Below are 18,549 nucleotides of genomic sequence, written 5' to 3'. Positions count from 1 at the left end.
CCTGTCAGACACGGGCGACATCGAGGAAGCGGTCGGCCGTGCGCAGCGCCAGCGCCATGATCGTCAGCGCCGGATTCGCGATCAGCGAGCTCGGGAAGACCGAGTTGTCCGAGATCCAGAGGTTCGGCACGTCGTGCGAGCGCCCGTCGGCGTCGACCACCGAGCTGCCCGGGTCGACGCCCATCCGCGCGGTGCCGACCGTGTGGGCGGTGCGGGCGAGCACCCGCGTGCTGGTCGCGCCGGACGCCTCCACGATGGCGATCATGGTGGCGGTCGCGTGCTCGTCGAGCGCCTTCTCGTTCTCGCCCGCCGAGAACAGGATGCGCGCCTTCGGGATCCCGAACTCGTCGGTCTCGGACGACAGCTCGAGCCGGTTCCCCTCGGCGGGCAGGCACTCGCCGTTGATGCCGACGCCGGCCACGAACGCGTAATCGTCGAGCGCGTCCATCAGTCCGCGGCCCCAGAGCCCGCCGCCCCGGGTCAGCGAAGTGGCGTAGGTGAGCGGCATCACGCCGAGGCTCTGCATCAGGTAGCCGCCCGCGAAGGAGGCGTCGGCGGGCCGCACCATGTCCTCGCTGATGATCGACGAGGGGTAGCCGCGGTAGCCGCGCATCTCGGTGTCGAACGTCCCCCACACCTGGGTGCCGCCGTGCGCCATGAAGTTGCGGCCCACCTGACCGCTGCTGTTCGCGAGGCCCGTGTGCAGCAGCAGCCGCGGCGTCTCGATGCCGCCGGCACAGAGGAAGACGTTCGCGCAGCGCTGCCGGTGGTCGACGCCGTGCTGCCGGTAGACGACGGCGACGACGCGGCCCGAGGCGTCGGTCTCGATGGCGTGCACCATCGCCTCCGCCCGGATCTCCGCGCCCGAGGCCACGGCCGCCGGTAGGTAGGTGGTGTCCATGCTGGCCTTCGCGGCCGTGCGGCATCCTTGGTGGCAGGCGCCGCAGGAGACGCAGGCCTGTCGCGGGCCGGCGTTCGGCTGGTGGCGGTCGCGGGTGAGGACGGCCGCCGGGGCGTCGGTGGCGCGGATGCCGAGGGCCGAGCATCCGCTCATCATCATGTCGCTCGACGCATTGCGGCGGGTGGCCGGGTAGTCGTAGCGGCGGGCCGGATCCCAGGGGTAGTCGGCCGGGCCCGAGACGCCGATGTCGCGTTCGGCGCGCTCGATGTAGCGGGTGAGCTCGTCGAAGTCGACGGGCCAGTCCTCGCCGAGGCCCGAGTCGCTCTTCAGCCGGATGTCGGTGCGCTGCGGGCGCGGCGTGAACGCGCCCCAGTGCAGGGTCGAGCCGCCGACGCCGCGTCCGCTGTTGTTCTGGCCGAAAGCGGTGGGGTCGGTGCCGCCGCTCAGGCGCTCGGCCATCCAGTTGATCTCGACGGCCTCGGTCTCGTCGGGGGTGTGCTGCCCGGGTTCGAAGTTCGGGCCGGCCTCGAGGGCGACCACGCTGAGGCCGCGGGCGGCGAGGCTCGCAAGGATGGGGGCGCCGCCGGCTCCCGTGCCGATCACGACGGCGTCGACCACGTCGGTCTCGGGGTAGGTCTTCATGCCGGTGAGGTTCATGCGGTGGCCTTCGGGTCGAGGGCGGATGCGGTGGCGGCGCGTGGTCGTGGCGTTGGCTCCCACTCCTCGCGCGCTCCCGCGACGAGCAGCTGGAAGCCCTGCTTCCGCACCCCGTCGCCCCCGGTCGCGAAGCCGTCGAAGCCGACGCGGGCGAGAGAGGCCGGATGCGCGAGCCAGAGCCGCGCGAGGTCGGCACAGGCGTCCTCGAACCAGCTCGCGAGCTGCTCGGGCGAGAGGGTGCCGGCGACCGGTCCCCGACCCGCGGCGAGACGCTCTAGGCGCGAGTCCTGCTCGTCCGGAGCCAGGCCCGCGAAGCCGCCGCCGGCGAGCGCGTCGAGCGCGAGCGCGTACGCCTCGGGGTCGGCCGGGAGGTCGGCGTTCCGCCAGCCGTCGCCCGTGCCGGCGGCGAGCTGCGCGTCGAGGCGGGCGGCCAGGTCGATGGCCTCGCCCTCCTGCGGAACAACCCGGCCGGCGACGGCCCGCAGCGTGGCGAGCTGCGCGGCCGTGAGCACCTGGGGCTCGTACAGCACGTCGTCGCCGAGCGCGCGGCGGGCCAGGATGCCGCGGGTGCGGCGGCTCGTACGGTCGGACGCGATGACCGCCGCGACATCGCGCGGAATCGCCGGCGCGCGGCCGGCCGACAGCTGCCAGAGGCTCTCGATCAGGGCGGCCACCTCGCCCGGCTGCTCGAGCGGCAGCAGGTGCGCGGCATCGTCGACGACGGCGAAGGTGGCGCGCGGATAGAGGGGGCCGTTCAGCTCGCGCTGGGCCTTCTCGCCGAGGTCGCCGTCCTCGCGGCCGCTGACGATGAGGGCGGGTACAGGGAGCGGCTCGACGACCGGGCCCCAGTCCTCCTCGCTCCCCCGGTTCAGCCAGGCGATCCACGCCTCGGGGGCGGTGCGGGCCAGGTCGCGGAGCATGAGAGCATCGTCGGCCGGCGACAGCGGTCCGGCCGTGTTGGCCTCGATGAAGGTGCGGGCGTCGTGGCCGGTGATCGGGCCGGGGCTCGCCCAGCCGATCATCTGCTCGCGGCGCTCGTCCTCCATGGGCTCGGGCGAGGGTGGCGAGCCGGCCAGCAGCACGACGCCGGCCAGACCGAAGACGGGGGCCTCTCCGCTCAGCACGCGGGAGGCGACGATGGTGGCGATCTTGCCGCCCATCGAGTATCCGAGGAGCAGGAAGCGCTGCGGGGCCGCGAAGGCGATGCGCGCCAGCACGTACTGCACCGTCTCCTCGACGGTGGCCGCGCCCCGCGCCGCTTCGTCGCCGAAGCCGGGGAGGTCGAGGGCGAGCATCCGGAACCGGCCGTCGAGCCGGGCCCCGAGCTCGTCGAAGGCGCGGCTGCTGGAGCCGAGGGCGTGCAGGCAGACGAGGGTGGGCAGCTCGTCGGGTCGAACTGCGGGAGTGTGAGGGATGGCGATGCCGTTTCGCTGGAGGCGGGTGATGCTCGCAAACCTAGTCACTTGGCGGCGCGCGGCAAGGGCGCGCCCCCGACCTCGCGGTCGACGCCCAGGCCGGATGCGCGGGCCGCCGTGCTGCGCCACCGACCCTGCGGCGCGGCACGCTCGCCCCCTCGCCCCTCCGCCCGACACGTGTCGCCCAGTCTCGCTAGATTGGGCGGATGCTCTACCTCCTCGCCGCCGTGATCGCGCTTGCCGGCCTCTGGTGCCTGCTGGCCCCGCCCCGCGCCATGCTCTTCGGCTCGCGCTGGCAGCTGGCCGACGGCGACAAGGCCATGCCGAGCGCGGCCTGGATCGCCTACACCCGCGGATCGGGCGTCGTGCTGCTGATCGTGGCCGTCGTGCTGGTGATCGTCACGCTGGTCACCCAGGGGCAGAACCGCGACCGCGCGTCGCTGAAGGAGGCGTGGGAGATCGGGCGCTACCTCTCCTCGGACGAGCTGCAGATCGACCTCGACCCCGAGGTGCGCGAGGTGTCGAGCGTGCAGTCGACGATCGGCGGCTACAGCGGCGAGACGCAGGGGCTGCGCGTCTACCGCTCGGCCGTCGTGGGCGTCGACCCGGTCGGCGACATCGGCGACGTCGACGACGGCGACCTGCTCGTGGCGGTGCTGGCGGGCGCCTGCCGCCCGGGCCCGGTGCTCGTCACGGAGACCGACACCACCGTGACGGCGGCGGTCACGGGCATCGGCTTCGAGGTGCTCGACGAGCCCATCACCTGCGGCGCCGACGGCCTGCGATTGGGCGACCCCGACGCCGAGGACCTGCTGATCGTGCGCATCCCCCTCGCCTCCCCGCTCGGCGACCGCACCCTCGTGCTCCCCGACCCGCCCGTGCGCGAGCGCACCCCGCGCCCCATTCCGGGCCTCCCGGCCCTGCCGCCGAGCGCGCCCACCGGCACCCCGGCGCCGACCGCGACCCCTGCGCCGGCTGCGACCCCCGCGTCCTGATGCTGTCCACCCGCCGCGCCGACCCGGCCGTCTCCCCGCGCATCCGGCGCGTCGTGATCGTCGCGATCGTCTCTGCGGCGGTCTACTGGCTGCTGACGACCGCGAGCAGCGGCCGCTGCGACGGCCCCGGCACGCAGGTCCCCGACGGCAACGGCGGCCTGCTCGTCTCGCAGGAGTGCCTGCAGCTGACGCTGAGCCCCAGCCCGCTGATGGTCGTCGCCTTCGCGGTCATCCTGCTCGTGGCGGTTCGCCGCGCATCCGTCGCCAGCATCGACCGAGCGGATGCGCGGCGCACCCTCGACCGTGCCGCCACCGCCATCGCGCTGCTCGCCGCGGCCGCGGTGGTGATCTCCCTGGCCTGGTTCGCCGTGCTCGCCGGCTCCGAGTGGACGCCCGGCACGCCCTTCAGCTACCTTCTGCCGTTCCCCTTCGCCGCCCTGGACGTCGAGATCACCGGCTAGCGCCCGCGGCGGCCCGAGAAGAGCGCGTGCAGCAGGGGCACGACCGAGACCGCCATCAGCACCGTGCCGAAGACGACGTCGTCGCCCCGCAGCACCGTGCCCGCCACGAGCAGGGCCGCGAACACGATCGCCGACACGACGCGACCGATCGAGCGCTCGAGCCGCGCGACCCGCTTCTCGATCGCGGGGCTCTGCACCGAGAGCGTGCCCTCCTCGAACTGCGTGGCGAGCGAGTCGAGCCGCCCGGGCAGCCGCAGCGCGACGCGGGCACTCTCGGCGGCCTGGCGGGCCACGTCCTGCACCACGTTGCCGCGCTCCTCGCGGATCAGCCGCTGCGCGTAGGGCTCGACCGAGTCCCACAGGTTGAAGGCGGGGTCGAGCGCACTGGCCACCCCCGACGTCAGCGACATCGCCCGGATGATCAGCAGGAAGTTCTCCGGCAGCTGGAACGGCAGCGCCCGCACGACGTCGCCGAACTGCACCGCGAACTCGCGGAACTCCCGCGGATCGACCTCGCGCAGCTCCGCGAACCCCATCCCGCCGAACCGCGCGAACAGCTGCGTCATCGCCCGCTCGAGCTCACTGGTGTCGGCCGAGGGGAGCAGCACGCCGAGGTTGCGGGCCGCATCCACGAGCCCCTTGCCGTCGCGCGAGGCGGCGGCGATGAGCATCTTGCGGAGGCCGGCGCGCGTCGACGGCGGCACCATGCCCATCATGCCGAAGTCGATGAAGGTGAGGGTGAACGGATGCTCGACCGCCGCATCCGTCGCATCACCGCCCACGGCCGGAGCACTCACCTCCCGCGGCGTCACGAAGATGTTCCCCGGGTGCGGGTCGGCGTGGAAGAACCCCGTGGTGAACAGCTGGTCGAACATCACGGCGGCGAACACCGGGGCGACCTCGGCCGGGTCGATGCCGGCGGCCAGCAGCGCCTCGTGGTCGGTGATCTTGATGGCGGTGACGTCTTCGAGCGTCAGCACCCGACGGGTGCTCCGCTCCCAGACGATCTCGGGAACGTTCACGCGGGCGTCGTTCGCGAAGATCTCGGCGAACTGCACCGAGCTGCGCGCCTCGTGCAGGTAGTCGATCTCCTCGAGTGAGGTGGCGGCGAACTCTTCGACGAGCGCAGGGGCGTCGACGCGCGAGTAGACGAGCCGCACGTGGCTGAGCCATCCGCCGACCTTCCGCAGCGCGGCGAGGTCGACCCGCACGATCTCGTCGATGCCGGGGCGCTGCACCTTCAGCACCACCGCATCCAGCCCCGTGTCGGCGGCGTCGAGTGGCCCGAGGCGAGCCCGGTGCGCCTGCCCGAGCGAGGCGGCGGCGACCGGCGTCTCGTCGACCCAGGCGAACGCCTCGGCGAGCGGCACGCCCAGTTCGGCCTCGGCCAGCCGCCGGATCAGCTCGAACGGCACCGCCGGCACCTCGTCCTGCAGCCCCTCGAGCTCCTTCGTGATCTCAGGCGGCAGCACGTCCAGGCGCGACGACATGAACTGCCCCACCTTGATCATCAGCCCGCCGAGATCGACGGCCAGCACGTGAAACTTGCGCGCGAACTTCTGCATGCGCCGCGTGCGCGTGCGCTCGGCGATCTTCACCAGCCCGATGCGCGGCAGCGCCAGCTCGAAGAACCACGTCACCGCGAGGTTCCAGCCGGCGAAGCGCAGGATGCGGTTGTAGCGCGCGCGGGCGACCCGCGCCGCGGGAACCTCGTCTCCGCGGTCGGGTCGGACCGTGCTCACCCGGGTCAGTCCTGGGCGAGGATCGCGTACAGCCGGCGGCGCGCGTCCTCGAGCTCTTTGACGGCCTGCTCGACCTGCGCCGGCGTGCCGGTGCGGCCCACCTGCGCGGCGGCCTGGGCCAGCTCGAAGCCGGCCTTGGGCAGGGCGCCGTGGTCGCGCTTGCTCTCGCTCGACGGCTCGTCGTCGCCGCTGAAGGTCGACTTCACGCCCTCGTTGGCCGCCACGACGTGGCCGGCCTCGGTGAGCGCGTAGGTCTTGCGGCCGTTGGACTCCTCGGCGCTGACGAGACCCTCGTCGGCGAGCAGCTGCAGGGTCGGGTAGACCGAGCCGGCGCTGGGCTTCCAGCTGCCGCCCGAGCGCTCCTCGATCTCGTGGATGATCTGGTAGCCGTGCATCGGCTGCTCGGCCAGCAGTGCCAGCACGGCGGCGCGCACGTCGCCCTTGCCGACACGGGTGCCGGTCTTCTTCTCGAAGCGGGCGCGGAACTGCTCCATGGCCTGCCAGATGCTGTCGGCGTTCATGCCGGCGCCGAAACCGCCGGTGGGAAACGAGTTGCTCATGATGACCTCCGTTGTGATCGCGAACGATACTCAACGATATGCCTCACCGACACTGAACGACAGGATGCGCGACGAGCCCCCAGCCAATCACCAGCGTTCGCTCGCGCACCGGGCAGGGTCGATGGTGAGACCTGCGTTTCCCCGACGCCCGCGACCCCGGAATTCTGCGGAAGCCGCCCCCGTATTTCGGCGCGCACTGCGAAATGCGTCGACACGAAACACGGCGCCGACGGATTTCGAGGCACTCCCCGCGAGACCGGCTCGCCCGGTATCGCAGGATGGACGTCAAGCGATGAGACTGCCGGTCCCGTCGATACTCCCGCCGAACATCCGAGGAACGAACCGTGAACGCACCGAGATCAGCCCGCCGGGGCCGCATCGCGCCGTCGGCCGCCGGCTACCTCATGCTGCTGCCCGCCCTCGCCGTGATCGTGCTGCTCGTGATCGTGCCGATGCTCGTCATCGCCCGGGACAGCTTCGCGATCAGCGACCCCCTGGGCGGCAACCTCGGCGGCTTCACGCTCGACAACTACGCGAAGCTGATCGACCCGGTGTACCTCAAGACGCTCGGCTACAGCCTCGGCATGGCACTGCTGAACGCGGTCGTCTGCACGGTCGTCGGCTACATCGTGGCCTACTACATCGCCACCCGCCGCGCCTCGCTGCAGCCGGTGCTTCTGGTGCTAGTGATCATCCCGTTCCTGACCGACTTCCTCGTCCGCACCTTCGCGTGGATCACGCTGCTCGGCTCGGGCGGCCCGTTCATCTCGCTGCTCCGGGCGTTCGGGGTGGATGCGCAATCGCTCGTCCCGTCGCAGCTGGCCGTGACCCTGTCCCTCCTCTACGCGTTCCTCCCGGTGGCGGTGTTCCCGATCTACGCCTCGATGCGCTCGATCGACCCGAGTCTGAAGGAGGCGGCGGCCGACCTCGGCGCCGGCTGGTGGCAGACGCACGCTCGCGTCTTCCTGCCGCTTTCGGCCTCAGGACTCGCCTCGTCGGTGATGCTCACCTTCGTTCCCACCCTCGGGGTCTTCGTCATCCCGGTGCTGCTCGGCGGCGGCAAGGATCCGCTCGTCGGCAACCTGATCGTCACGCTGTTCACCGAGTTCCGCAACGAACCACTGGGGGCCGCGCTGTCGATGGTCGTGCTCGTCCTGATGCTCGCCTCGGTCGCCGGGGCGGGGCTGCTGCTGCGGAAACGGCGCCCGGCGCAACCGCGCCACACGCACGGGTGCCGCCGCGACCGGCGCCACCCGAACCACCGCCACCCGAAAGGCCGCGTGATGGATCGCCTCACTTCCTGGATCGCCCGAGCGGTCTTCCTCTTCCTCTACCTGCCGATCGCCGCGCTGATCGTGTACTCCTTCAACTCCTCCGAGGTCAGCTACCGCTTCGACGGCTTCACGTTCCGCTGGTACGCCGAGCTGTTCGCCGACCGGATGCTGCTCGAAGCGCTCCGCACGAGCGCGATCGTCGGGCTGATCGCCGCGCTGCTCGCCACCGTGATCGGCTTCCTCACCGCCTTCGCCCTGGTGCGGTTCCGAGTGAAGGGCCGCGCGTTCTTCGTCGGCGCCATCCTGATCCCGCTGATCGTGCCCGAGATCGTGCTCGGGGTGTCGCTGCTGACCGTGTTCAGCACGGCGGGCATCCCGACCGGGCTGCTGACGCTGGTGCTCGGGCACGTCGTGATCACGCTGCCGCTCGCCACCCTCGTGCTGATGGGGGCGATGAGCTCGCTCGACCCGAGCCTCTCCGAGGCGGCCACCGACCTGGGCGCGTCACCGTGGGTGACGTTCCGGCGGGTGCTGTTCCCACTGCTGCGGCCGAGCATCCTGGCGGCCTTTCTGCTCAGCTTCACCACCTCGTTCTCGAACATCGTCATCTCGACGTTCACCGCGGGCGTCGGCACCACCACGCTGCCGCTCCGCATCTACTCGACCCTGCGCACCGGCCTCACCCCCGAGCTGAACGCACTCGGCACGCTGCTGGTCGTGGCGACGCTCGGCGTCATCCTCGCCGTCGGCGTCTCGCAGATGCGCCGCATCCTGGCCGGCCCGAGCACGACCCCCTGAGGCGGCTCGACCCCAGCCGCCCCACCCCAGACCGCACCACCGCACCACCCACCCTCCTGCACCATCCGACCCCTCACGAAAAGACACCCACATGAACAAGAAGGTCCTGGCGCTCGGCGCCCTGACGCTGGCCTCGGCCACCGTGCTCGCCGGCTGTTCCGCCGGCGGCGACGCCTCCTCCTCGGGAGCGGCCGGCGACGGCTCGCTGTCGATCTACGCCTGGGCGGGCGAGATCCCCGACTCGGTCATCGCGGGCTTCGAGAAGGAGACCGGCATCACTGTCACCGTCGACACCTTCGACAGCAACGAGACGATGATCTCCAAGCTCGCCGCGGGCAACTCCGGCTACGACGTCGTCGAGCCGAGCCAGTACGCCGTGCAGCTGATGGTCGAGCGCGACCTGGTCGCCCCGATCGACCAGTCCAAGCTCGAGGGCTTCGACAACCTGGCCGAGAAGTTCGTCGACCCCTCGTTCGACCCCGGCAACGAGCACTCGATCCCGTGGGCCTGGGGCACCACGGGCATCCTGTACAACGAGGCCTGCACCGGCGCACCGGTGACCGGCTGGAAGGACATGTGGAACCCCGCCTACTCCGGCAAGGTCTACATGCTCGACAACATGCTCTCGGCCTACATCGCAGGCCTGCAGGTCAACGGGCTCAGCGCCACGACGACCGACGAGGCCGACATCGAGACCGCGACCGACTCGCTGCTCGAGCAGAAGGCGCTGCTCGGCGGCTACAACAGCACGAACTACGCCGACCTCGTCGGCACCGGCGACGCCTGCATCGCGGAGGCCTACTCGGGCACCACCTCGGCCGCCGCGGTCGAGAACAACCCCGACGTGAAGTACATCATCCCCGAGGAGGGCGGCACCCTCTGGACGGACAGCTTCTCGATCGTCAAGGGCACCGCGAACGAGGACGCTGCCTACCAGTGGCTGAACTACACCCTCCGCCCCGAGGTCGCCGCGCTCGTGACCGACGACGCCTCGCTCGCCTCCACCAATGAGGCCGCACTCCCGCTCGTCGCCGACCAGTCGCAGGTCGAGAACCCCGCCATCTACGCGCCGGCCGAGTCCCTGAAGAACTCCGAGTTCATCGTCGACCCGGGAGACGCCCTGGCGTTCTTCCAGGACGGCTGGACCCGCGTCCGCGCCTCCTGAGCCCCGCACCCCTCCCGAAGGAACAGCAGTCATGAACGAGACCACCGAGTCGCCGGCGGTGAAGCTGACCGGCCTCACCAAGAGCTTCGGAGCCAATCAGGTCGTGCAGCCGCTCGATCTCGAGATCGGCCGCAACGAGTTCTTCAGCATCCTCGGCCCGTCCGGATGCGGCAAGACCACGCTGATGCGCATGATCACCGGCTTCGAGACGCCCACCGGCGGCTCGGTGGAGCTCGACGGGAAGAACGTCGACAGCGTTCCGACCAAGTCGCGCGACCTCAACATGCTGTTCCAGAGCTACGCGCTGTTCCCCCACCTCTCGGTCTACGAGAACGTCGCCTTCGAGCTGCGCGTGCGCCGCACCCCGAAGCGCGAGATCGACGGGCGGGTCCAGGATGCTCTCGCCCTCGTGCGCCTCGAGGCCTTCGCCGAGCGCAAGCCCGCCGAGCTCTCCGGTGGGCAGCGTCAGCGCGTCGCCCTCGCCCGCGCCGTCGTCGGACGCCCCGCGGTCGTGCTGCTCGACGAGCCGCTCGGCGCCCTCGACCAGAAGCTCCGCAAAGAGATGCAGTTCGAGCTGAAGCGCATGCAGCGCGAGGTCGGCATCACCTTCATCTACGTCACGCACGACCAGGAGGAGGCGCTCACGATGAGCGACCGCATCGCGGTGATGAGCGAGGGCCGGGTGCTGCAGGTCGCGAGCCCCACCGAGATCTACGACGCCCCCGCCTCGCGTTTCGTCGCGACCTTCATCGGCAGCTGCAACGTGCTCGACGGGGTCGTGGACGCGGCGGGCACCGGCGTCGTCGTGCCCGGCCTGGGTGCGCTGCCGGCCTCCATGCCGGCGGAAGCTCGGCCGGGCTCGGGCGTCACCCTCGCCATCCGCCCCGAGCGCGTCACCCTCTCGCCCGCCGTCACGGTGCCGGCCTCCGCGCCCTCCGACGGTGTCGCCGGGACGCTCCTGGAGCGTGTCTTCCTCGGCGACGAGTGGACCTTCCACGTGCGGCTCGCCTCCGATGCGGTGATGACCGTGTCGGTGCCGAGCGGAGCGGCGGCCGCCGCCCTCGGCGCGATCCCCGACGGCTCCCCCGTGCTGCTCACCTGGGCGGCCTCGGATGCGCGGGTGCTGCCGGCCGACGGCTCGCTCGTCGCCCCGTCATCGTCCTCCTCCTCCTCACCATCTGCCCCGTCTGCCCCCTCCGTCTCCGAGGTCCCCGCATGAACCCGTCCCTCGTCGCCGCCGTCGCGCAGCTGGCGCCCACCGTCGACGCCGCCGCCAACCGCGAGGCGATCGCCGCCCTCGTCGCCGAGGCGGCGGCCGGCGGCGCCCGGCTCGTCGTGCTGCCCGAGGAGTCGATGCTGCTCGCGGGTGATGTGCCCGGCTCTCTCGGCGCGGTCGTCGAGGCCGAGTGGCCCCGCTTCCTCGCCGAGCTGTCGCTGCTGGCCGTCTCGAACGAGGTGTGGATCATCGCCGGCGGCTACGAGCCGACCGGCACCGACCGGCCGTTCAACACCCTCGTCGTCGTCAACCCGCGCGGGGAGCTCGTCGAGAGCTACCGCAAGCTCCACCTCTACGACGCCTTCTCGTACCGCGAGAGCGACTACGTCACCGGAGGCACCGAGGTGCCGCCCGTGGTGATGATCGAGGGCGTCGCCATCGGTCTGGTCAACTGCTACGACATCCGCTTCCCCGAGCTCAGCCGCGACCTCGTGGCCCGTGGTGCCGACGTGCTCTCGGTCTCGGCCGCCTGGGTGGCCGGCGCGCGCAAGGAGGAGCACTGGTCGACGCTGCTCAAGGCCCGCGCGATCGAGAACACCTGCTGGGTGCTCGCGGCATCCTCGTCGTCGCCGGAGTGCATCGGCAACAGCCTGGTGCTCGACCCGCTCGGCGTCGAGCGCGCCGGCCTGGGGCCGATCACCGCCGGGGTCGCCGTGGTGCGCATCTCGCTCGACCGCACCGCCGAGGTGCGGGAGATCCTGCCCGCACTGGCCAACCGCCGCCTCGTCTCGACCGTCACCGTCCAGGAGTAGCACCATGCCGTTCATCACCGGCCCCGCGCCCGCACCGCTGCCCGCCGAGCTCGTCTCCAAGCTGTCCCGCGTGTCATTTCCGACGCTCGGCCACTACCTGGAGGAGGGGTTCGCCGACTTCGGCATCCGCCGCCTCACCGGCACCGCCCGGGTTGTCGGCCGCGCCGTCACCGTGCGCATCACCGACCAGGACTCCACGGTGCTGCACCACGCCGCCGGCTGGTGCGAACCGGGCGACGTGTTCGTCGTCGACACCGGTGGCGACACCCGCCACGCGCCCGTCGGCGAGGTGCTCGCGGCGACGCTGTCGATCCGCGGGGCCGCCGGGGTGATCGTGGACGGTGTCGTCACCGACCTCGACGAGGTCGAGCCGTTCGGGCTGCCCGTCTACGCCCGCGGGTCGAGCGTGCTCACCACCAAGCTGCTGTCGCTGGATGCCGGCGGCATCCACGTGCCCGTCGTCTGCGGCGGGGTCGCGGTGAACCCGGGCGACGTCGTGCTCGCCGACCGCAACGGCGTCTTCTTCGCCTCCGTCGCGGTCGTCGAGGCGATCGTCGACACGGCGCTGGCCGACGACGCGGAGGAGCCCGAGCTCGTCGAGGAGCTGCGCCGCGGTGCGCGCCTCGGCGAGCTCACGGGCGCGAGCGAGGCCGTGGCCGGCTTCGGCGCATCCTGAACCGGCCCTTCCCTGACATCCTTCCGACCGCCGAACCACGGAGCACCATGCTGATCAAGGCCGCCATCAACGGAGGGCGGGGGCGCGACGAGCACCCCGCCATTCCCCTCACCGACACCGAGATCGCTGCTGCCGCCGCCGCCGCAGTGGCTGCCGGAGCCGACGTCGTGCACGCACACGTGCGCACGGCCGACGGCGGGCAGAGCATCGCCCCCGACGCGGTGGCGTCGATGGTGCGCGCGGTGCGGGCCGTCGATCCCGCGATCGTCGTCGGCACCACGACCGGCCTCTGGACCTGCTCCGGACACGAGGAGCGGATGGCGCACCTGGCCGCCTGGCCGGCTGACGCGCTGCCCGACTTCGCCTCGGTCGCCTTCTCGGAGGAGGGCGCCGCCGAGGCTGCGATGCTCGTCGTCGAGCGCGGGATGGTGCTCGAGAGCGCGGTGTGGCACCTCGACGAGGTTCCCGCCTTGCTGGCGTCGCCGACGCTGCGCGAGAACGTGCGCATCCTGATCGAGCCCGAGGACGAATCGGCTGACGAGGCCGTGGCGCACGCGCGCGCCATCGCCGCCGCCTTGCGTGCCGGCGGCGTGACCGCGCCGCTGCTCTACCACGGCTACGACGACACGGCCTGGCCGGTGGTGCGGGCGGCGATCGAGGACGGCGCCGAGGTGCGCGTCGGATTCGAGGACATGCTCGTGCTCGATGACGGGTCGGTGGCGCCGGACAACGCGGCGATGGTGACGCTCGCCCGTGCGCTGGAGGGCTCGCTGTCGCTCTCCTCGGCCTCGCCGGCCTCGTCGGCCTCGCCGGCTAGGCCGCTCGGCGCCTGAGTCGACCGGCGGGCCGTCCTCGGGGATAATCGGCACATGGCGGCGGATGACCTGGATCGGCGGCTCGTCGAGCTCCTCGGCGAGGACGGTCGGCGCGCCTACACAGACATCGCCGGCATCGTCGGCGTCTCGGAGGCGACGGTGCGGGCGCGCATCCAGCGGCTCACCTCGAACGGCACCCTGCGCATCGTCGCCCTCTGCAACCCGCTGACGCTCGGGCACCAGTCAGTGCGGCTGCTGCTCGGCGTGCACGGCGTGACGCCGCGGAACGTCGCGAAGTCCCTGACCTCGCTGCCCATGATCGGGCACGTGGCCCTCACCTCGGGGGCGCACGACATCTACCTCGAGGCCACCCCGCGCGACCTGGGGCAGCTCGCCGATCTGCTCGACGACATCCGCCGCACGCCGGGCGTCGCGAAGATCGACCAGTTCGTGCTGACCCGGCTGTTCAAGGACTACTCCTGGAACGGGCTGCGCGACCAGTCGGGTGAGCGCGCCGTTGGCGGCTCGGTGGGCGCGGCTCCTACGCCCCCCGCGTGATGCCGGTGGCCGGATGCGGCCGGGTCGGACGCCCCACGGGCTCGCGGAAGCCCGACCAGACGTACTCGTCCTTGATCACCTCGAGCACGGCCGCCGTCTCGAGCACGTCGATGCCCAGGATCGACCGCACGGTGTCGGTGAGCAGACGGTTCATCTCGGCCTGATCGGCGCAGCGCACATCGGCGCTGAGGTCGAACGAGCCGATGCAGGCGCCCACGTACTTCACCTGCGGCAGCGCCGCGAGCGCCCGCGCCACCGATTCGACAGTCGCGCCCCTCACCCGGATCGAGAGGTGCGCCTCGACGTAGCCCATGCGCGGGCTGTTCGGCATGCCCACCACCTGCACGACGCCGAGCGCGAGGAGGCGGTTGTAGCGCTGCCGCACGCTGCCCTCGGTGAGCCCGACGTAGCGGGCGATCTGGCCGAACGAGCGCCGGCCGTCGAGGCGCAGCTGATCGATGATCTTGCGATCGATCACGTCGATGGCCTCGAGTTCCACGGGCCCATTCTGTCACGGGGGTCGGGCCTCACCCCGGCCCGGCATCGCCCGGTCGTTCGCCGCGGAGGTGCGCCCGCGTCAGCTCCTCGACCTCCGCGTCGCTGAGCTCGTCAATCGAGGCGCTCTCGCGCCTGTCGTGCCGCGTCCAGCGAATGAACAGCAGGACGAGGATCGGGATGTCCGCCACCTCCGCGATCAGCCACAGCAGGTCACCCGAGAGCTGCTGGTCGCGGAGCGCGCTCGGGAACCAGCCCGGCACCGTGCCGACGAGCGGCGAGGCGTGGTCGAGCAGGGTGTCGCTCAGCCGCAGCACGATGCCGGGGATCGCGTCGACCACCAGCTCGGCGAACGCGAGCAGGAACTCGGCGGCGATAAAGAGGCTCGTGCGCAGCACCACGAGCTCGGTCAGCGGCAGCACGAGCACGAGTCCGACGAGCGGCACGAGCAGCCCGATCGCGTCCTCGGCCACCGGTGAGAGCCGCAGCAGCCCAGCCAGAGGCGTGAGGAAGACGCAGAACACCGCCAGCGCGAACACGGGCCCGAACACGGCGTTCCCCATCACGCGGAACACCCGCGACGCGAGCACCCGGTTCACCACGACGAGCGGATGCCCGGCGAGCGCCGCCCGCAGCAGCCCCACCGGCTTCCCGGTCGCCACGAGCGCCGGCACCACGAACAGCAGCAGGGCGATGCGCGTGGTGAACGCGAACCGGAGCTCGCCGCTGTAGGTGCCGAGGAAGCCGAACTCGATCACGGCGTACGAGCCGAGCCCGAGCAGGGCGAAACCGAGGGTCGGCCGGAGCGGCCAGCGAGTGCCGCGGCGGCGGGCGGCGGCGATGCCTAGGGCGTAGGCGGCGGCCGCGAGGAGGGTCACGGCGAGGGCGACGGGGTTCAGCGTCCAGGTGGTGAGGACGGTCGCGATGTCAGGCGTGGGGGCTCCTCAGGTGGGGCGGCGGGCTGACGGGGCGGCGGGCCGGGCGGGTGGGTCGGGCGGGTGGGGTGTGCGAGGGCACTCGCCGAGCATCCGTCACCCGGCTGGGTGCGCGCTCGAAACTCGACAAGTGACCCTAGGCAGGCGGGAGGCCCGGGCATAGCCTCGGCTCATGGTGGACGACGTGGCGCAGGTGCAGGCCGAACGGATGACCTCGGGCAAGGGCTTCATCGCCGCCCTCGACCAGAGCGGCGGGTCGACGCCGAAGGCGCTCGCGCTGTACGGCATCGAGGAGGGCTCGTACTCGGGAGAGGCCGAGATGTTCGATCTGATCCACCGGATGCGCACGCGCATCGTGATGTCCCCGGCGTTCACGGGCGACCGGGTGCTGGCCGCGATCCTGTTCGAGGAGACGATGGAGCGGTCGTTCGGCGACCGGCCGGCCGCGGCGTACTTGTGGCACGTGAAGGGGGTCGTGCCGTTCCTGAAGATCGATCAGGGGCTCGCAGACGCCGCCGACGGCGTGCAGCTGATGAAGCCGATCTCCGGGCTGGATGCGCTGCTGGAGAGCGCGGTGCGGCACCGGATCTTCGGGACGAAGGCGCGGTCGGTGATCGGTGCGGCGTCGGCGTCGGGGATCGCGGCGGTCGTGGCGCAGCAGTTCGAGGTCGCGGAGCAGGTGCTGGCGCACGGGCTGGTGCCGATCCTCGAGCCGGAGGTCACGATCACGATCGACGACAAGGCGGCCGCCGAGGAGCTTCTCCTCGCGCAGCTCGTCGAGCACCTCGACCGGCTGCCCGCGGATCGGCGCGTGATGGTGAAGCTCTCGCTGCCGACGGTTCCGAATCTGTATCGGCCGCTGGTCGAGCATCCGCGGGTCATGCGGGTCGTGGCGCTGTCGGGCGGGTACTCGCGCGCGGAGGCCGACGCGCTGCTCGCCGAGGACTCGGGCGAGATCGCGAGCTTCAGCCGGGCGCTGACCGAAGGGCTGTCGGTGAAGCAGTCTGACGCCGAGTTCGATGCCACGCTCGACGCGGCGATCCAGGCGATCTACAAGGCGTCGGTCGCGCCGGGCGCGGCCCCCTCGGCCTAGAAGTCCTCGGGGAGGCCGGCGCGACGCAGGTAGGCGGCGCGGTCGCTGTTCTGCGGCAGGGGCTTCGTCTCGGTGTCGTCACGGGCGGATGCGCGGCCGGCGTAGCTGTCGATGCGCTCGGTCTCGAGCCGATCGGCATCCAGGCGCTCGGTCGTGTCGATGCGCTCGGTCACGCCGGTGTCGCCGAACAGCGCCTCCAGCTCGGCGGCGTCGTCGAAGGCCAGGTCGCGCGCCTCGGCCTCGCGGGCCGCCTCGGCCTTCGCCGCGGAGTCACGGCCGCTCAGACCGCGCCACCACGCGCCGTTCCGCCGGGCATCCGCCACCGGGGACCGCTCCTCGCGACCGGTCGCCTCCGCTTGCGACGCAGGCCGGCCGGCGACCTGGGCCGACGCTGCCGCACCGGTGTCGAGTGCGCCAGGAGCACCCACACCCGCGCCGAGCGCGCCGGCGCCACTGCCGCCCGCACCCTCCGACGCCTCGAGCGACCGCTCCCACTCCCCCATCCGCGCCTCGGCCCGCTCGCCGGCGTACCGCCCCCACACCTCGAGGGCCCGCGAGATCACGGCCTCCTGCTGTTCGAGCACCGCCTGGTTCACGCGTCGCCCGAACTCGACTTGCCGTTCCGCACGGTCTGAGGCCACCGACACCTGCACGCCCGCCTCGACCTCGATCGCCTCGGCGCGCTTGGACGCCCAGACCGACCCGCCCGACACCTCGCCGTCCTCGCGCACGTCGACGAGCCGGTCGTACGCCGTGGGCCCGCCGAGGTTCGCGAGCGTCTTCACGATCACGGGCAGCAACTCGATGCAGATGAACAGCAGCGCGATCATGATGTGCGCCACGTTCAGCAGCGGGTTCGCCTCCCCCAGCCGGAACAGCGCCTCGAGCCGCGAGAGCAGCCCCGCACTGTTGTCGACGGCGTTGTCGTAGGCGGCCTGCTCGGCGGTGCGCTGGTCCTGGGCGGTGGCGAGCGTCGCCTTGTCCGCGGCGAGCTGCGAGGTCGCCGCGTCGAGCCGGCTCTGCGCCGACGCTTCGAGGTTCGACGAGGCCGCGGTCTCGGCGGCGGCCTGAGCATCCTGAGCCGCCTGCAACCGGGCCTCGGCGGCGTCGAGCGCCGCCTGCTTCGACGCGGTCACGGGCCCGTCGCCGCGCACGCCCGTGCCGCCGCTGCCGTCGATCTCGGCGAGGTACGCGGCCTGGGCCTGGTCGTACGCCGCCTGCGCGGCCGCGGTCGCGGCCACGGCAGCGGCGTAGTTCGGGTCGGACGACAGGTCGGTCTGCAGCCCCTTGTCGACGATCGCCTGGTTCGCGGCGATCGACTCCTGCAGCGACGGGATGGCGGCGAACCGCGGGTCGTTCGCCATCCGCTCCTCGAAGGCGGACTTGTCCTCGGCCTGCATCACCTGGATCTCCGAGTTGATCTCCGCCTGGAAGATCTGCAGCGTCAGCGGCGTCGAGATCACCGTGCCGATGATCAGCGCGAGGGCCACGCGCGGCATCGCGAGAGCGAGGTTCCGCCAGACGCCCTTCTGCTTGGCCATGCCGATGATCAGCAGCCGGTCGAGGTTCAGGATGATCAGACCCCAGAAGATCCCCACGATCACCGCCACGACGATCGGCGCCCCGACGGCCATCACCAGCGCGAACGCCGCCGACACCGCCGACAGGAACGCCGTGCTCAGGATCACCCCGCCCATCGCGACGAACCGCGCACGGTCGCCGGGCGCATCCTGCAGCACGTCGAGGCGAGCGCCACCGAGCCACGACATGAAGTTCGAGACGGGGTTCGAGTTGTAACGACGAGCCATTGCGCGGCGACCTTTCGGGTGGGTGACGTGCCCACGACGAGCGGATGCGCGCACCGCACTCCGGCCGCCTCGGAACACGAGGAGCGAAACTACCCCACCCGCCTCGGCGTTCCCTGGCACGCGCCTGAGCCCCACCTCGTCGCGCTTCCCGCCGCGGCCTGCAAACCTTATGA

At 71.8% G+C, this 18,549-nt stretch carries 17 protein-coding genes; 10 read left to right on the top strand and 7 right to left on the bottom strand.

The window, feature by feature from the left end:
* Positions 1–4 precede the first annotated feature (4 nt).
* The gene (locus ITJ64_RS11860) at positions 5–1,558 is read right to left on the bottom strand and encodes a GMC family oxidoreductase (protein ID WP_194681007.1); all 1,554 of its coding nucleotides are present in this window, start codon (positions 1,556–1,558) and stop codon (positions 5–7) included.
* The gene (locus ITJ64_RS11855; RefSeq protein ID WP_194681006.1) at positions 1,555–3,021 is read right to left on the bottom strand and encodes an alpha/beta fold hydrolase; all 1,467 of its coding nucleotides are present in this window, start codon (positions 3,019–3,021) and stop codon (positions 1,555–1,557) included. Before ITJ64_RS11855 ends, ITJ64_RS11860 begins: the two co-directional genes overlap by 4 nt.
* 158 nt (positions 3,022–3,179) lie before the next feature.
* On the opposite strand from ITJ64_RS11855, the gene ITJ64_RS11850 reads away from it, so the two are divergent.
* Both ITJ64_RS11850 and ITJ64_RS11845 read left to right on the top strand, forming a co-directional pair.
* Entirely contained in the window at positions 3,180–3,968 is a 789-nt protein-coding gene (locus ITJ64_RS11850; RefSeq protein WP_194681005.1) for a hypothetical protein, read from the top strand.
* Entirely contained in the window at positions 3,968–4,429 is a 462-nt protein-coding gene (locus tag ITJ64_RS11845) for a hypothetical protein (protein WP_194681004.1), read from the top strand. The genes ITJ64_RS11850 and ITJ64_RS11845 overlap by 1 nt, the downstream gene beginning before the upstream one ends.
* Here the strand turns inward: ITJ64_RS11845 and ITJ64_RS11840 are convergent.
* Together ITJ64_RS11840 and ITJ64_RS11835 are read right to left on the bottom strand one after the other, a co-directional pair.
* Positions 4,426–6,171 carry an AarF/UbiB family protein gene (locus tag ITJ64_RS11840; protein WP_194681003.1) on the bottom strand — a complete coding sequence of 582 codons (1,746 nt, stop codon included), beginning with the start codon at positions 6,169–6,171 and terminating at the stop codon, positions 4,426–4,428. The genes ITJ64_RS11845 and ITJ64_RS11840 overlap by 4 nt on opposite strands.
* Before the next feature lie 5 nt (positions 6,172–6,176).
* Positions 6,177–6,731, bottom strand: a complete 555-nt coding sequence (locus tag ITJ64_RS11835) for a PadR family transcriptional regulator (RefSeq protein WP_194681002.1) — start codon at positions 6,729–6,731, stop codon at positions 6,177–6,179.
* A gap of 344 nt (positions 6,732–7,075) precedes the next feature.
* Here ITJ64_RS11835 and ITJ64_RS18940 point away from each other — a divergent pair, with 344 nt between their 5' ends.
* From ITJ64_RS18940 to ITJ64_RS11795, 7 genes are all read left to right on the top strand, one after another.
* The gene (locus ITJ64_RS18940) at positions 7,076–8,803 is read left to right on the top strand and encodes an ABC transporter permease subunit (RefSeq protein ID WP_370545168.1); all 1,728 of its coding nucleotides are present in this window, start codon (positions 7,076–7,078) and stop codon (positions 8,801–8,803) included.
* A 91-nt stretch (positions 8,804–8,894) separates the two neighbouring features.
* Positions 8,895–9,968, top strand: coding sequence for a PotD/PotF family extracellular solute-binding protein (locus ITJ64_RS11820; RefSeq protein ID WP_194681001.1), 1,074 nt, complete (start codon positions 8,895–8,897; stop codon positions 9,966–9,968).
* Positions 9,969–9,999: 31 nt separating this feature from the next.
* Positions 10,000–11,187, top strand: a complete 1,188-nt coding sequence (locus tag ITJ64_RS11815) for an ABC transporter ATP-binding protein (RefSeq protein ID WP_194681000.1) — start codon at positions 10,000–10,002, stop codon at positions 11,185–11,187.
* Positions 11,184–11,996, top strand: a complete 813-nt coding sequence (locus ITJ64_RS11810) for a carbon-nitrogen hydrolase family protein (protein ID WP_194680999.1) — start codon at positions 11,184–11,186, stop codon at positions 11,994–11,996. The genes ITJ64_RS11815 and ITJ64_RS11810 overlap by 4 nt, the downstream gene beginning before the upstream one ends.
* A gap of 4 nt (positions 11,997–12,000) precedes the next feature.
* On the top strand, positions 12,001–12,672 hold the full coding sequence (locus ITJ64_RS11805) for an RraA family protein (RefSeq protein WP_194680998.1): 672 nt from the start codon (positions 12,001–12,003) through the stop codon (positions 12,670–12,672).
* A 47-nt stretch (positions 12,673–12,719) separates the two neighbouring features.
* The gene (locus ITJ64_RS11800; RefSeq protein ID WP_194680997.1) at positions 12,720–13,505 is read left to right on the top strand and encodes a 3-keto-5-aminohexanoate cleavage protein; all 786 of its coding nucleotides are present in this window, start codon (positions 12,720–12,722) and stop codon (positions 13,503–13,505) included.
* Positions 13,506–13,541: 36 nt separating this feature from the next.
* Positions 13,542–14,045, top strand: coding sequence for an Lrp/AsnC family transcriptional regulator (locus ITJ64_RS11795; RefSeq protein WP_173180618.1), 504 nt, complete (start codon positions 13,542–13,544; stop codon positions 14,043–14,045).
* On the opposite strand, the gene ITJ64_RS19375 is transcribed toward ITJ64_RS11795, so the two are convergent.
* On the bottom strand, positions 14,029–14,544 hold the full coding sequence (locus ITJ64_RS19375) for an Lrp/AsnC family transcriptional regulator (RefSeq protein ID WP_370545167.1): 516 nt from the start codon (positions 14,542–14,544) through the stop codon (positions 14,029–14,031). The genes ITJ64_RS11795 and ITJ64_RS19375 overlap by 17 nt on opposite strands.
* Before the next feature lie 28 nt (positions 14,545–14,572).
* Positions 14,573–15,418: a cytochrome c oxidase assembly protein gene (locus tag ITJ64_RS11785; protein WP_194680996.1), complete on the bottom strand. Its 846-nt coding sequence runs from the start codon at positions 15,416–15,418 to the stop codon at positions 14,573–14,575.
* Positions 15,419–15,647: 229 nt separating this feature from the next.
* Here ITJ64_RS11785 and ITJ64_RS11780 point away from each other — a divergent pair, with 229 nt between their 5' ends.
* Positions 15,648–16,568 carry a fructose bisphosphate aldolase gene (locus tag ITJ64_RS11780; RefSeq protein WP_194680995.1) on the top strand — a complete coding sequence of 307 codons (921 nt, stop codon included), beginning with the start codon at positions 15,648–15,650 and terminating at the stop codon, positions 16,566–16,568.
* Here ITJ64_RS11780 and ITJ64_RS11775 read toward each other — a convergent pair.
* Entirely contained in the window at positions 16,565–18,376 is a 1,812-nt protein-coding gene (locus ITJ64_RS11775) for a DUF4407 domain-containing protein (RefSeq protein ID WP_194680994.1), read from the bottom strand. The two genes, ITJ64_RS11780 and ITJ64_RS11775, sit on opposite strands and share 4 nt — an antisense overlap.
* Positions 18,377–18,549 lie beyond the last annotated feature (173 nt).

Origin of the sequence: Herbiconiux sp. VKM Ac-1786, assembly GCF_015350805.1 — a bacterium.
Lineage (GTDB): Bacteria > Actinomycetota > Actinomycetes > Actinomycetales > Microbacteriaceae > Herbiconiux.
The sequence above is the reverse complement of the archived record's forward strand: the minus strand, read 5'-3'. Positions and strand labels throughout refer to the sequence as shown.

Excerpts from the sequence above, each read along its gene's own strand:
- ITJ64_RS11860 (WP_194681007.1), bottom strand. The coding sequence starts at position 1,558 with ATGAACCTCACCGGCATGAAGACCTACCCCGAGACCGACGTGGTCGAC.
- ITJ64_RS11850 (WP_194681005.1), top strand. The coding sequence starts at position 3,180 with ATGCTCTACCTCCTCGCCGCCGTGATCGCGCTTGCCGGCCTCTGGTGC.
- ITJ64_RS11845 (WP_194681004.1), top strand. The coding sequence starts at position 3,968 with ATGCTGTCCACCCGCCGCGCCGACCCGGCCGTCTCCCCGCGCATCCGG.
- ITJ64_RS11835 (WP_194681002.1), bottom strand. The coding sequence starts at position 6,731 with ATGAGCAACTCGTTTCCCACCGGCGGTTTCGGCGCCGGCATGAACGCC.
- ITJ64_RS11820 (WP_194681001.1), top strand. The coding sequence starts at position 8,895 with ATGAACAAGAAGGTCCTGGCGCTCGGCGCCCTGACGCTGGCCTCGGCC.
- ITJ64_RS11815 (WP_194681000.1), top strand. The coding sequence starts at position 10,000 with ATGAACGAGACCACCGAGTCGCCGGCGGTGAAGCTGACCGGCCTCACC.
- ITJ64_RS11810 (WP_194680999.1), top strand. The coding sequence starts at position 11,184 with ATGAACCCGTCCCTCGTCGCCGCCGTCGCGCAGCTGGCGCCCACCGTC.
- ITJ64_RS11805 (WP_194680998.1), top strand. The coding sequence starts at position 12,001 with ATGCCGTTCATCACCGGCCCCGCGCCCGCACCGCTGCCCGCCGAGCTC.
- ITJ64_RS11800 (WP_194680997.1), top strand. The coding sequence starts at position 12,720 with ATGCTGATCAAGGCCGCCATCAACGGAGGGCGGGGGCGCGACGAGCAC.
- ITJ64_RS11795 (WP_173180618.1), top strand. The coding sequence starts at position 13,542 with ATGGCGGCGGATGACCTGGATCGGCGGCTCGTCGAGCTCCTCGGCGAG.
- ITJ64_RS11780 (WP_194680995.1), top strand. The coding sequence starts at position 15,648 with ATGGTGGACGACGTGGCGCAGGTGCAGGCCGAACGGATGACCTCGGGC.
- ITJ64_RS11775 (WP_194680994.1), bottom strand. The coding sequence starts at position 18,376 with ATGGCTCGTCGTTACAACTCGAACCCCGTCTCGAACTTCATGTCGTGG.